Origin of the sequence: Streptomyces sp. URMC 124 (assembly GCF_051386455.1) — a bacterium.
GTDB lineage: Bacteria > Actinomycetota > Actinomycetes > Streptomycetales > Streptomycetaceae > Streptomyces.
Genome location: NZ_JBPQTS010000001.1, coordinates 38,737 through 51,706, shown reverse-complemented (window position 1 = coordinate 51,706; position 12,970 = coordinate 38,737). Strand labels below are relative to the sequence as shown.

The following is a 12,970-nucleotide window of genomic DNA, read 5'->3' as shown; positions in this document are numbered from 1 at the left end:
GCCGTCGCAGGAGCGGTCGTCGCAGCCGGCCGTCAGCCGGCCGTGCAGCGCAGCATCGCCAGCGGCGGGTTGGCGAGGAAGTCCTCCCAGAACTCCGCGCCGTACTTCGCGACGCCGTCCTCGGGAACCTCCAGCGGCACCCACGTCACGTCCCGGAAGCCGGCCGCCCACAGCGCGCCCTCGCACACCTCGCGCCGCGGGTAGTTGGTCACGAACTCGACGGGGGAGTCCAGGAGCGCCGTGATCCGCACCCGCGGCCCCACCTCGCCCTCGCCCACCGGCTGGTAGCGGAAGCCGTACTTCTCCGTCGGCGGCCCGTCGAAGCGGAAGTCCGGCGCCTGGGTGAGGACGAAGAACTCCCCGCCCGGCCGCAGGCTGCGGTGCACGCCCCGGCACATCCACTCCATCGTGGCCGCGTCGTCGGCGTAGTTGAGGAGGTAGACGGCGGTCGCCACGTCGAAGCGCTGGTCGAACAGGGGCAGGTCGGCGCCGTCACCCACCAGGTACCGCACCCCCAGGGGGTTGCGCCGCTCGATGCCCCACGCGGCGGCCACCATCGTGTCGGAGACGTCGACGCCGAGGACCTCCGCGGCACCCAGCCGCTTGGCCTGCCGGCTGTAGAAGCCCGTGCCGCACGCCAGGTCCAGGACCGACTTGCCGCTCAGGTCCCCGAGCATCCGCAGGAAGCTGTCCGACTCCGGATAGCGGGCCATGGGCAGCGACTTGAAGCCTTCGTAGGTCTCTCCGATGTCGTCGTACTGCTGCACGGTCATGTGAGTTCCTTCTCCAGGGGGGTCTCGGAGGCGGCGCCGGCGCCGGGTGCGGGCCGGCGGCGCAGCCGGTCGCCCGCCAGGGCCATGCGCCGGCCCTGGTGCCGGGCGGCCGCCAGCGCCTGATCGGTCGGCAGGACCCCCGCCGACCGGGCGTGCGACGTGCCGTACGGATTGCCACCGGCCTCGAACACCACGGGATCGGTGTAGCCCGGCGGCACCACGACCGCACCGCAGTGGTGCAGCACGTGGTGGAGGGAGAGGAGCGCCGACTCGCTGCCCGCGTGCGGGCGGGCGGTGCAGACGAACCCGCTGGCCGGCTTGCCCGCGAGCGGCCCCGGCCCGGCCGGGGGCTCCAGCGTCTGAAGGAATCCGAGCAGCGGCGCGGCGACGGCGCCCGCACGCACCGGCGCGCCGAAGACCACCGAGTCCGCCCAGGCCACGTCGGCGGGGTCGACGGCGGCCGCCGCCGGGGCGCCGCCCGCACGCGCGGGCAGGCACGACTCCCGCCGCACGCCCGGCCCCGTCAGCCGGCGCAACCGCACCTCGGCACCCAGCTCCCGGGCCCCGGCCGCGCACTCCTGCGCCAGCAGCCGGACCGTCTCGTCCTCGGCGCAGTGGACGACCGTCACCCGGCTGCGGACCGCGCCGGCCGGGACGAGGGGGCCGCCGGAGCGCGCCCGGGCGGCCGCCTCGGCCAGCCGCCGGCCCAGCTCCCAGGCCGCGGCCCGGTCCTCCTGCGCGACGCCGCCGTCGCGCAGGGCGGTGACCGCCAGCCCGTACGGGTTGCCGCCCACGCCCTGCCGGGACGGACCGGCGGGATCAGCCGGGTGGTCCGGATCGCCCGGGAGGCCCGGACAGGCGCCGAGGGTCCAGGCCCCCCAGTGGTGCGCCGACTGATAAAGCGTCAGCAATGTGGCCTCGCGGCCGCCGTGCTCGCAGGTCGAGGCCGTCATCCCCGTCACCACCCGGTCGGTCAGCAGCCCGTCCCACCACAGCTTCGTCGTGCCGTCCAGGAACCGCTTGAACGGCGCGGAGACGTTGCCGAAGTACGTGGGCGAGGCCAGCACCAGGCCGTCGGCCCACAGCACGTCCTCCGCCCCCGCCTCCTCGTGGGGCGACGCGGGACCGGCGCCGTCGTCGGCGACGCGCAGCAGCCGCACCTCGGCGCCGTACGCCCGCGCCCCGGCGGCCGCCGCCTCGGCCAGCGACCGCATGGTGCCGCGCCTGCTGTGGTAGACGACCGCGACCCGCGGGGTCACGACACCCCCTCCGGCTCCGGCCCGCCGGGCAGGGGCCGGGTGCGCAGCACCATGCGGACGTCGTCGCCGAGCCGCGTCACCTCGTCCAGCCGCAGGCGCAGCGCCTCGCTCAGGGTGCCCGCGCCGAACCCGTCGAGCACCGCGCGCCCGTCCCCGCCGAGCAGCACGGGGGCGACGTAGGCCACGACGCGGTCGAGCATGCCCCGCGCCGCGAACTCCGCGGCCAGCCGGGCGCCGCCCTCCAGCAGCACCGAGCGCAGCCCCTGCTCGTACAGCGCCTTCGTCAGCGCCGTGAGGTCCAGCCGTCCGCCGGGCTCGGGCAGGGCCAGCACCGTGTGGCCGTGGGGGAGTACGGGAGCCGCCGCCGACTCGCCGACGACCACGAGGGTGGGCGCCGCGTCGTCCAGGACGCGCGCGTCCGGCCGGATGGCGCCGGTGCGGTCCAGCACCACCCGCAGCGGCGGCTCGCCCGCCACGCCGTGCCGCAGCCCGAGGTGCGGGTCGTCCGCCCGCAGCGTCCCCGAGCCGACGAGCACCGCGTCGTGCGTGGCCCGCAGCGTGTGCGCGTCGGCGCGCGCCTCGTGGCCGGTGATCCAGCGCGAGGTGCCGTCGGGCGCCGCCGAGCGGCCGTCGAGGCTCCCGCCGAACTTCCAGGTCACGCACGGCCGGCCGAGCCGGGTGGCGGTCAGCCACAGCTCGTTGGCCCGCTCCGCCTCCTCGCGCAGGACGCCGCCGACGACCTCGACCCCGGCGGCGCGCAGCCGCTCGGCGCCGCCCGCGTGGCCGGGCACGGGGTCCGGCACCGCGTACACCACGCGGGTGACCCCGGCCGCGAGCAGCGCGTCCGCGCAGGGCCCCGTGCGGCCCTGGTGCGCGCAGGGCTCCAGGGTGACCACGGCCGTCGCGCCCCGCGCCCGGTGCCCGGCCGCGGCCAGGGCCTCGACCTCGGCGTGCATGTGCCCCGCGCCGCGGTGGTAGCCCTCGGCCACGGCGGCGCCGGACGCGTCCAGCAGGACGCAGCCGACCACGGGGTTGGGGCTGGTGCGGCCCAGCGCGGTCACCGCGAGCGCCAGGGCCCGCCGCATCGCCTCCCGTTCGGCGGGCGAGGCGCCGTCCGCGGCCGTCACGGCGTCTCCGCGAGACGGAAGCCCATGGCGTAGATCTCGCGCTTGTACCAGCCGTGCCGGCGCCGGACGCGGGCGAGGTCGCCGAAGCGGGTGAAGCTGCCGCCGCGGGCGATCCGGTAGGCGCCCTGGGTGACGGCGAGGTCGTCGGCGATCTCCTGCCCGCCGGGGTAGGCGGCGTAGTCGTCGGCCACGTACTCCTCGACGTTGCCCGCGAGGTCGTGCACGCCGAACGGCGAGCGCCCGGCCGGGAAGATGCCGATCGGGGTGGTCGACAGGGGGCCCTCCTCGACGGTGTTGGCGGCCCCGGGCCGGAAGTCGTCGCCCCAGGGGAAGTCGCGGCCGTCCCCGCCGGAGGCGGCGTACTCCCACTCCGCCTCCGTCGGCAGCCGGAAGGCGCGCCCGGTGCGGGCCGCGAGCCAGGCCGCGTACGCGTCGGCGTCCTCGGGCGTCACGGTCCACACGGGGTGGTTGGCGAGCTGCTCCGGGTAGACGCCGAAGCGCCAGGTGGTCGGCAGCCCGGTGCGGCCGGTGTCCTCCAGGAACAGGCGGTACTCGGCGTTGGTGACGGGGTACAGGGCGATGCGGAAGGCCGCGAGGTCCGCCTCGTAGACGGGGCACTCCTTGGCGATCCACTCCTCCTCGACCCCGGCGTGGCGCCAGCGGTCCAGGACCGTTGCCACCTCGCCGGGTTCCAGGCCGAGGCGGACCCGGGCGGCCGGCACGTCGGCCATCGGCGGGTCCTCGGGGCGGATCCGCGGATCGCCGGTCAGCCCGAGGACGGTGCCGGCGGCGTGGCGGCGGGCGAACGGCTCGGCGGGGTCCTCCGCGATCGCGACGAGGGTGTCCGGCTCGGCGGCGAGCAGGTCGCGGTGGCCGGCCAGGAGGTACTGCGGGCCGCGCGGCACGAAGGCGTCGGGCAGGCCCATCGCGGCCCGGTCACTGAGGGTGTTGGGGTTGGCGAGGACCACCGGTGGCGTGCTGCTGGTCATGAATGGTCTCCCGTGGACGGTCGGAGGGGGCTGCCGGTCGGCCGCCCGCCGTCTCCGGCGCGGCGGAACGTGCTCACCAGGTAGGCGAGGCCCCCGATGGCGCGGGGCACCCGGTGGGTCGCCACGGGGGCGAACCCGTGGCCGGCGACCAGGGCGGTCAGCTCGTCCTCGGTGAACTCGCGGTAGAGGCGGCTGCCCTCGTTGGCGTAGAGGCCGCCCCTGCCGTCCGCCGCGTGGAAGACGGAGAGCGTGAGGAGGCCGCCGGGGCGGAGCAGTGCGTGGACGCGGCGCAGGTACGGGCCGTACGTGGCGGGGTGCTGGTGGTGGAAGCACCCGTTGTCCAGCACCGCGTCGTACAGCGCGGTGCCCGGCAGGTCGAGGGCGGCGGTGGCGAAGAACCGGACGCGGCCGGGGTGGAGGCGGGTGAGGGTCTCCCACTGGGGGGAGACGACGAGGTCGATGCCGGTCACGCGGTGTCCTGCGGCGAGCAGGAGGCCGGCGTCGCGGCCGTGGCCGGTGCCGATGTCGAGCACGTCGGCAGGGGCGCCGGTGCCGGCGCGGGTGCGGAGGGCGTCCATGAGCAGGCGCGGCGCCCGGCGCATCGCCTCCTCGCCGGTCCAGACGTCGCGGCCGCCCGCGTAGTGGTCGCGGAAGTCGCTGTGCAGGACGGCGGCGTAGAGGGCTTCGTCGAGCGGTACGGCGTCGGTGCGTTCGACCGTATACCGGTCGGCTATGGAGTGGCTTGCGCCCATCGGTGCACGGTCCTGTCGTGGTTCTGGTGCTTGGTGCTTGGTGCTTGGTGCTTGGTGCTTGCTGCTCGTGTGCTCGGGGGTCTGCTGTGCGTCCTTCGAGCGGGGCCGGGCATGGGGCGGTCGCGGGGAAGGCGGGCGAGCAGTCCTCGCCTTCCCCGCGACCGGTGCGGATGCCCGTCCTAGACGACGGGCGTGAAGTACACCTGGCCGTCGTAGGAGGACGCGGCGAAGGCCTTGCGCTCGGCGTCCCAGGTGAGGGACGAGATGCCCGCGGTGGTGGGGCGCACGACGGCGGTCCACTCGCCGGCGGTGCGGTCGTAGAGCGCGATGCGGCCGTTGTAGCTGCCGGAGGCGACCACGCGGCCGTCGCCGGAGGCGGCGACGCACTTGATGGAGTGGGTGTGCGGGGTGTCGAGGACCTCCGCGCGCTGCTGCGGGTCCCAGATGCGCAGCTTCAGGTCGCGGCTGACGCTGGCGAACCAGCCGTCGCCCAGGCCCGCGCAGCCGTTGGCGATGCGGTCGTGCGCGTCCTCGATCGTGGCGACCTTCGTGAGGTCGGAGATGCGGTACCAGGTCGCGGAGGCGTCGGCGGCCACGGAGAAGATGAGGTCGCCGGAGACCGCGACGCCCTTGACGGCGTTGGTGTGCAGCGGCAGGTCCTCGACGTGCTCGGCCTCGCCGGCGGCGGTCAGGCGCAGCAGCAGGCCCTCGCCGGTGTAGGCGCCGACGACCGCGTAGGAGGCGCCGTCGCGCTCGAAGGCCGCGCCGCAGTTGAGCGGGGAGCGGTGCTGGTGCAGCTCACGGCCGGTCAGGGCGTCGAAGACCTTGCCGAGCTGGCCGCCGGAGAGCACCAGGCCGCCCAGCGGGGTGAGGAAGTTGCACAGGCTGCCGGTGCGGGCCACGACCTCGCCCTCGTGGTGCACGACGCCGGTGTCGCCGCGGTGCACGATGCCCGCGTCGCCGATGGTCAGCGTGCCGGAGGCGGTGGGCAGCACGGCGTTGACGCCCTGGGTGGGCGCCACCTCGGCGGCGTCCCAGGCCTTGGCCTCGTAGTCGTAGCCGCGGTAGCCGGCGCCGAAGGTCGCGAAGACCAGGCGGGAGCCGCCGGCGAAGGCGCAGGAGCGGGGCCAGACGTCGTCGGGCAGGGCGGTGGTGTCGCGCCGCTCGGGCATGCCCGAGGCGACGTCCCACAGCTGCATGGTGCGGTCGTAGCTGAGGCTGACCAGCAGGTTGCGGGCGTCGTCGAGGACCAGGCGCTTGATGCCCGCCTCGTGGGCCGGCAGGACGGTGCGCTCGGTGGGGCCGACGACGATGATCTGCCCCTCGTCGTTGCCCGCGAAGATCGTGCCGCCGGAGGAGATGGCGATGGTGTCGGTCTCGATGCCGTCCATGTCGAGGTCGGCGATCAGCCCGCCGGTCTCCAGGGACCAGCGCTTGATGGTGCCGTCGTCGCTGGAGGAGATGAGCTCGTCGCTGTCGCGGGCCCACTCCACCGAGATGACGTCGGCGGTGTGGCCGGTGAAGCGGGCGACGAGCTTGCCCGTGAAGTCGTAGACCCGCACCCGGTGGTCGCGGGAGGCGGTGGCTATGAGCTCCTTGGACGGGTGGAAGACGGACATCTCCACGTCGTCCTCCTGGTCGGCCAGGACCGCGACCAGGCGCAGGTCCGGGACCGTCCACAGGCGGGCGGTGTAGTCGCTGGAGGAGGTCACCAGGTGGCGCCCGTCCGGCGAGAACGAGCACTGGTTGGCCAGGTGGTCGTGGAAGGAGCGGGAGATGGCCGTTCCGGTCCGCTGGTCCCAGCAGATGACCTGGTTGTCGTAGCCGGCGGTGGCGACGTAGGCGTCCTGCCATGCCGCGATGCCGCTGATGGGTCCCCGGTGCTGGATCACGCTGTTCCTTCCACGAGTTCGATCGAGTGGCCGCCGTACTCGGCCTTGGCGCGCAGGTAGTGGTCGTTGTTCTCGTTACGGAAGATTCCGGTACGGACCTGTTCGACGACCTCGATGCCGTACGAGGCGAGCTGGGCCGCCTTGTCGGGGTTGTTGGTGTGCAGTCTGATCCGCGTCACCCCGAGGGCCTGCAGCATCTGGGCCGCCGAGCGGTAGTCCCGCAGGTCGTCGGAGAAGTTCAGCTCGCGGTTGGCGGCGAACGTGTCCAGGCCCTGGTCCTGCAGGCGGTAGGCGTCGAGCTTGTTGTACAGCCCGATGCCCCGGCCCTCCTGGCGCAGGTAGAGCAGGACGCCGCCCGAGGCGGCGAGCAGCTGCATCGACTCGGTCAGCTGAGGGCCGCAGTCGCACCGCGCGGAGCCGAAGACGTCGCCGGTCAGGCACTCGGAGTGCAGCCGGACCAGCGGGACGTCCGCGATCGGTCCGAACTGCACGGCCACGTGCTCGAGGCCGTCGCCGAGCCCGGTGAACGTCACCATCTGGCCGGGCGTCCAGGCCCCGTCGGCCCGCTGCACCGGGATCTCGACGCGGGCCCTGATGCCCACGGCGCCCTCCGGTTCCACCGACGCCCCGTGCAACGGGGTGTCCTCCCCATTGAGTGTTTTGGGCACTGCTTCCTCCCGTAGAACGAGCACGCCCCGAACCCCAGGGCGCAGTCACAGCATGAGTGCGGAGGGCAGCGCGGACAGCACGGTCCGTACCGGTACGGGTACCGAGATCATTTGACAGCGGTACCGAACCATCCGGTCTGTTCGTTGGGAAGTCCGAAGCTTTTGGAACGTCAGTCCTCCCGTGCGATCCGGACTGTTCGGGATCTTCGGTCAGGCTTCCTTGATCGGAAACCGCTCATCCGGTTCTGTCTTGGTCCTATCGGAACCGGAGCCTAGGGGCCGTGGAGCCCGTCGGATACGCCGCGTCGCCTGCCGGTCGAGCCGCTGCCCGGCCTCACCCCTTCGGGCTAATCTCCGCGTCGTCGGGAACCGCTGCGGGGCACCGGGCGGGTACTCCGCGCACCGGTACTGCGACCTGCGCAACCACCCCCCGCCGGGGTCCCCGCGCTGCTACCGTCGCGCGGCATGGAGCAGCTCTTCAGCGACGACGAACTCGCCCTCATCGCGGCGGCCGCGCAGGAATCGGGGATGGACCCGCGCGACTGGGTCCGCGCCGTGGTCCTGCAACTCCTCACCGACGACGAGTACATGGAGGACGAACCGCCCGCCTCCGGCGGCCACCGGGCGGGGGACGGCCGCCCGCCGTACCGGGCCGACATGGAGCACGCCGTGTGGCCGGTCACCACGCACCGCGGGTCCGGCAGGAACATGCACGAGCTGCATCACGCCGGATGCTGGGTACCGAAGGGGGGCGAGAGGACCATGTCCACCGCGCAGGCCCGCGAAGAGCTCCTCACGCGCAACGCCCACCCCTGCGAGGCCTGTCAGCCGGAACGGTTCCTTACCCCGCTGGTCTAGCCGTCCGCCGCAAGTGCTGCCGACCCGCGCGGCGGCCCGCGCACGAGCCCTGGCGGGGCTCCGCGCACGGGCCGCCCGTGCGGTCCGTCCCTCCGCCGGCCGTTACGCGGCGGAGCCCTCCGCCGTCCCGTCCTGCGGGGTGAGGACGGAGGCGACGTAGCCCGCCAGCCCCTTGGCCGTCGGGTAGTTCCACAGCACCGTCACCGGCAGCCGCACACCGAGCAGCTTCTCCAGCTGGGCGCAGACCCGCATCGACATCACCGAGTCGAGCCCGAGGTCGGTCAGCGGCCGCTCCGGGTCCAGCTCACCGGCCGGCATCTTCATCTCCCGCGCGAGCCGGCCGACGATCTCCTCGCCGACGCGGGCGGCGAGCACGTCCGCCGGCAGCTCCCGCCACCGCGCCGGGTCCTCCCCGGCGGACGCCGGTGCGCCGTCCGCGCTCAGCGGCTCCTGGCCGGTCGCGGCCGTGTCGTCGCCCGCCGTCCCGTTCTCGTGCAGCGCCCCGAAGCGGGTGCCCGGCAGCCACGCGCGCAGCTGCCCGTGCTCGTCGCTGATGACGATGTCGACGGTGTCGGTCGCCGGGTCCACGAGCCGGATGTCGACCCAGCCGGTCTCGGGGGCTTCGCCCACCACCCGTACCTCACGGATGTGGGCAGGCATGCGCACCATGGGCGGGCCGCCGTAGATGACCGGGACGATGCCGAGGGCCGCGTCCAGCAGCGGCGCCCACGTGACCTGGTCGCCGGGCACGGCGGGCGCGTGCACCCGGGCGCGGATGACGCCCTCGCCGGTCAGCAGCTCCTCGACCGTCCACGGCCAGGCGATGCCCTCCACGCCGATCGCGTCCAGGCGCCCGATGACGACCGAGGGATCCGCCTCCTCCAGACCCCGGGGCACCGTCACGGAGACCATGCCGGCGGGGAACGGCGGGGCGTCCTCGGCCATCGTCGACGAGGTGGTGTGGGTCAGCCAGTTGCCCGGGCCGGAGGTACCGGAGGGGCCCGCCGGGCGGGTGCTCAGCCGCAGCGTCAGCCCCTCCTGCACGACCTGCACCTCGCGCGGGGTCGCGAGCGCGACCGGGAACTTCAGGGAGACGTCGAAGAGCGCCTTGCTGCCGCCCTGTCCGGGCGCGGCCTCCAGGAAGGTGTGGATGATCGAGGAGGCCGGGACGATCGAGGTGCCGTGCAGCGCGTGCCCGCCGGGGAACGGCCGCACGGCGTCGTCCAGATAGGTGTTCCAGATGCGCAGCGGCGTCGAGGCCGCCACGTCGACCGGCGGGCCGAGCAGCGTGTGCCCGGTGACGTCGTGCCCGTGGGCGACGACGGCGGCCGCGGGCAGCACGGCGTCGGTCCAGTAGCGGCGGTGCTGCCAGGCGATCGGGGGCAGCTCCGCGATCCGGCCCGCCGGGTACTGCGCGCTCCAGTCGACCTCGGCGCCGTGGCCGTGCAGCGAGGCGAGGTTCAGCAGCAGCGTGCGCAGCTCGGGCTTGTCGCGGCGCAGGGTGTGGGCGACGTGGCCGCCCGTGACGTCCATGTGGGCCAGGGTCTCGCCGATCGAGTGGGAGACGACCGGGTGGGGGGAGACCTCCAGGAAGCGGCGGTGGCCGTCCTCGACGGCGGCGGTGACGGCCTGGGCGAGGCGGACGGGGTTGCGCAGGTTGGCCACCCAGTAGCCCGCGTCGTGGGGCACCTGCGCCCGCGGGTCGTCGAGCGCGGTGCTGTAGAGGGGCACCTGCGGCGTACGGGGCCGGAGGTCCGCGAGGGCCTCGCGCAGGCCCTCCGTCAGCGGGTCCATGTGGGCGCTGTGGAAGGCGACGTCGGAGTTGACGGAGCGGACGGGCACGCCCTCGGCCCCCCAGTCCCGCACGAGCGCGGCGACGGCCTCCGCGTCGCCCGAGAGCACGGCCGAGCCGGGGGAGGAGGCGATGGCGGCGCAGACGGCGGTGTTCCCGGCGAGCTTGGCGGCCACCTCCTCGAAGGGCAGGCCGGCCATGGCCATCGCGCCCTTGCCGGCGACCCGGCGCAGCAGCGTGGACCTGCGCCCGCTGAGCCGGGCGCCGTCCTCCAAGGTCAGCGCCCCGGCGACGACGGCCGCGGCGATCTCGCCCACGGAGTGGCCGATGACGGCGGCGGGCCGGTGCCCGTACGAGCGCCACACCTCGGCGAGCGCGACCTGCACCGCGAAGATCATCGACTGGGCGCGGTCGACGGCCTCGAAGTCCCCGGAGACGATGGCCTGCCGCGGCGAGAAGCCCAGCTCGGTGCGGAAGACGGGCTCCAGGCGGTCGATGACGTCCGCGAACACGGCGTTGCCCGCGAGCAGTTCGCGGGCCATGCCGGACCAGTGCGAGCCGTGACCCGAGAAGACCCACACCGTTCCGTCGCCCGAGCCCGGGCGGACGGTGCCCTCGGCGACGTTCTCCAGGTCCCCTTCCCCGGCCTCCTCGGCCTCCTGGGCGGCGACGGCCCGCAGGGCGGCCACCAGTTCCGCGCGGCCGTCCGCCACCACGGTGACCCGGTGGCCGAGGTGGGAGCGCCGGGTGGCCAGGGTGTGGCCGACCGAGCTCAGCGGGGTGTCGGGGTGCCGCTCCAGCCAGTCGGCGAGGCGGCAGGCGTACTCGGCGACGCCCGCGCGGGAGCGGTAGGACAGCGGGAAGAGCTGCGGCAGCCCCGTCAGCGGCTCCTCCCCGCCCTCCTCGGCCGGTTCGGGCGCCTCCTCCAGGACGACGTGGCCGATCGTGCCGCCGTAGCCGTACCCCGAGACGCCCGCGCGCCGCGGGGTGTCGCCCTTGGGCCAGACCTGGTGCTCGGTCACCAGCCGCAGCCCCCACTCCTCCCACGGGATGTCCGGGCTGGGCTCGCTGGTGAGGACCGTCGCCGCCATCTCGGCGCGCTGCAGCATCAGCGTCGCCTTGATGATGCCCGCGACGCCCGAGGCGGGTTCGGCGTGCCCGATGTTGGACTTCACCGAGCCGATCCAGCACGGCTTGTCGGCGGGGCGGCCCGCGCCGAAGACCGCGTGCAGGCCCGAGGCCTCGACCGGGTCGCCGAGCCGGGTGCCGGTGCCGTGCGCCTCGATGTAGCCCGCCGTCGCCGGGTCCAGGCCCGCGGCCTTCTCCCAGGCCAGCCGGAGCAGATCGCGCTGCGCGTCGGGGTTGGGGGCCATGATGCCGCTGGTGCGGCCGTCCTGCGCCACGGCCGTCCCCTTGATCACGGCCAGCACGCGGTCGCCGTCGCGCGTCGCGTCCGACAGCCGCTTGAGGACCAGCACCCCGCAGCCCTCGGCCCGGCCGTAGCCGTCGCCCTCCGCGTCGAAGGGCTTGCTGCGCCCGTCGGGGGAGAGCGCGCCGGCCGCTTCGAGAGTGAGGGTGTAGGCGGGGGAGAGGATGATGTTCACGCCGCCCGCCAGCGCGAGCGAGGTCTCGCCCGCCAGCAGGGACTGGCAGGCCAGGTGCACGGCCACCAGCGAGGCGGAGCAGGCCGAGTCGAGGACGAAGCTCGGCCCGTGCAGGTCCAGCACGTGCGAGACCCGGTTGGCTATGCCGGTCAGCTGGGCGCCGATGCCGGTCCAGGGCTCGATCCGCGGCAGGTCCTCCAGCAGCCGGCGCCCGTAGTCGTCCGAGCAGGTGCCGATGTAGACGCCGGCGTCGGAGCCGGCCACCGAGCGGGGCGCCATGCCGGCGTGCTCCAGGGCTTCCCAGGCGACTTCGAGCACCAGCCGCTGCTGGGGGTCCATCAGCTCGACCTCGCGCGGTGCGATGCCGAAGAACTCGGCGTCGAAACCGTCGACGTCACCGATGAAGTTGCCCGGTCGTTCCGCCCTGCGCAACGCCTCGGTGAACTCCGGGCTAATCCTTGTGTAGGCCCGCCACCGGTCCTCCGGAGTGGATTCCACGGATACCTTGCCACCGGCCAGGAAGTCCCAGAAGGATTCCGGGGAGTCGATACCGCCGGGGAAGCGGCAGCCGATGCCGACCAGGGCTACTGATTCTTGAATACTCATGCGTTTCAATTCCGTTCGTCCGGGCGAGTGCGGATGCATGACGGAGCGGTGGAAGTCCGGGATCCGGGGCGCTTGCTTGCACAGAAGGCCGGGCACGGGGTGCGCGGCGTTCGTGGAGCTGCTGACTCTCCACGGAAAAAGGCTCGTTGACGAGTTCCTGCGGCTTCCTGATGAGATCCGCTGTCCTTGTGCAACGTTCACACAGCATGCGTGGTCGGTCCAAGCACCGCGGCGGAGGTTGTCAACTTGGTAAGGGGCGCACGCTCTTCGTGACGGCTCGGGCACGGCTCGGAGCTGGCCTGCACGCCGCTGTTACCTGCGGTCACCATGTGGGGTGCTCCGGCCAATCTCCTTCCGGCCGTTTGCCGAGCCGTCGCTCGGAGCGCAGCTGTTCGCGGTGGCGAACGGTGCCCGGGTGTGAGCCGCAACACCGTTATATCACCGCGCTTTCCAGCCATCCGAACCCGTCGGAAGGCGGTCGATTTTGCAGTACGTTCGGCCGTGACCCATCATTGTGACCGCGCGTCAGGCGGACAGCCGGCGCTTCACGAGTGCGTGGTGCACGCGTTCTCGTTGAACAGTCAACCGGAGGCGGCGAGCAAACCGGCCCCGCCCGGCCGGAACCCCGTCCCTCATTCCCTGAGCTAGGC

9 protein-coding genes are annotated in these 12,970 nt (G+C 73.9%); 1 reads left to right on the top strand and 8 read right to left on the bottom strand.

Annotation, left to right across the window (positions count from 1 at the left end; genetic code table 11):
- Window positions 1–32 precede the first annotated feature (32 nt).
- The 7 genes from ACSNOG_RS00215 to ACSNOG_RS00185 all read right to left on the bottom strand — a co-directional run bounded on the left by ACSNOG_RS00215 (window position 33) and on the right by ACSNOG_RS00185 (window position 7,460).
- Window positions 33–773 (bottom strand): class I SAM-dependent methyltransferase, encoded by a 741-nt coding sequence (locus ACSNOG_RS00215; RefSeq protein WP_436750412.1) that lies wholly within the window; start codon window positions 771–773, stop codon window positions 33–35.
- On the bottom strand, window positions 770–2,032 hold the full coding sequence (locus ACSNOG_RS00210; RefSeq protein ID WP_436750411.1) for a flavodoxin family protein: 1,263 nt from the start codon (window positions 2,030–2,032) through the stop codon (window positions 770–772). The genes ACSNOG_RS00215 and ACSNOG_RS00210 overlap by 4 nt, the downstream gene beginning before the upstream one ends.
- Complete coding sequence (ribD, locus tag ACSNOG_RS00205) at window positions 2,029–3,117, bottom strand: bifunctional diaminohydroxyphosphoribosylaminopyrimidine deaminase/5-amino-6-(5-phosphoribosylamino)uracil reductase RibD (RefSeq protein WP_436750480.1); 1,089 nt, start codon at window positions 3,115–3,117, stop codon at window positions 2,029–2,031. The genes ACSNOG_RS00210 and ribD overlap by 4 nt, the downstream gene beginning before the upstream one ends.
- Before the next feature lie 38 nt (window positions 3,118–3,155).
- Window positions 3,156–4,148 (bottom strand): formylglycine-generating enzyme family protein, encoded by a 993-nt coding sequence (locus ACSNOG_RS00200; protein WP_436750410.1) that lies wholly within the window; start codon window positions 4,146–4,148, stop codon window positions 3,156–3,158.
- On the bottom strand, window positions 4,145–4,900 hold the full coding sequence (locus ACSNOG_RS00195; protein WP_436750409.1) for an SAM-dependent methyltransferase: 756 nt from the start codon (window positions 4,898–4,900) through the stop codon (window positions 4,145–4,147). Before ACSNOG_RS00195 ends, ACSNOG_RS00200 begins: the two co-directional genes overlap by 4 nt.
- Window positions 4,901–5,079: 179 nt before the next feature.
- Entirely contained in the window at window positions 5,080–6,792 is a 1,713-nt protein-coding gene (locus ACSNOG_RS00190) for a WD40 repeat domain-containing protein (protein WP_436750408.1), read from the bottom strand.
- Complete coding sequence (locus ACSNOG_RS00185; RefSeq protein WP_436750407.1) at window positions 6,789–7,460, bottom strand: GTP cyclohydrolase II; 672 nt, start codon at window positions 7,458–7,460, stop codon at window positions 6,789–6,791. The genes ACSNOG_RS00190 and ACSNOG_RS00185 overlap by 4 nt, the downstream gene beginning before the upstream one ends.
- A gap of 465 nt (window positions 7,461–7,925) precedes the next feature.
- On the opposite strand from ACSNOG_RS00185, the gene ACSNOG_RS00180 reads away from it, so the two are divergent.
- The gene (locus ACSNOG_RS00180) at window positions 7,926–8,318 is read left to right on the top strand and encodes a DUF6233 domain-containing protein (RefSeq protein WP_436750406.1); all 393 of its coding nucleotides are present in this window, start codon (window positions 7,926–7,928) and stop codon (window positions 8,316–8,318) included.
- Between the two features lie 102 nt (window positions 8,319–8,420).
- Here ACSNOG_RS00180 and ACSNOG_RS00175 read toward each other — a convergent pair whose 3' ends face one another.
- Window positions 8,421–12,320, bottom strand: a complete 3,900-nt coding sequence (locus tag ACSNOG_RS00175) for a type I polyketide synthase (RefSeq protein WP_436750405.1) — start codon at window positions 12,318–12,320, stop codon at window positions 8,421–8,423.
- Window positions 12,321–12,970: the final 650 nt, after the last annotated feature.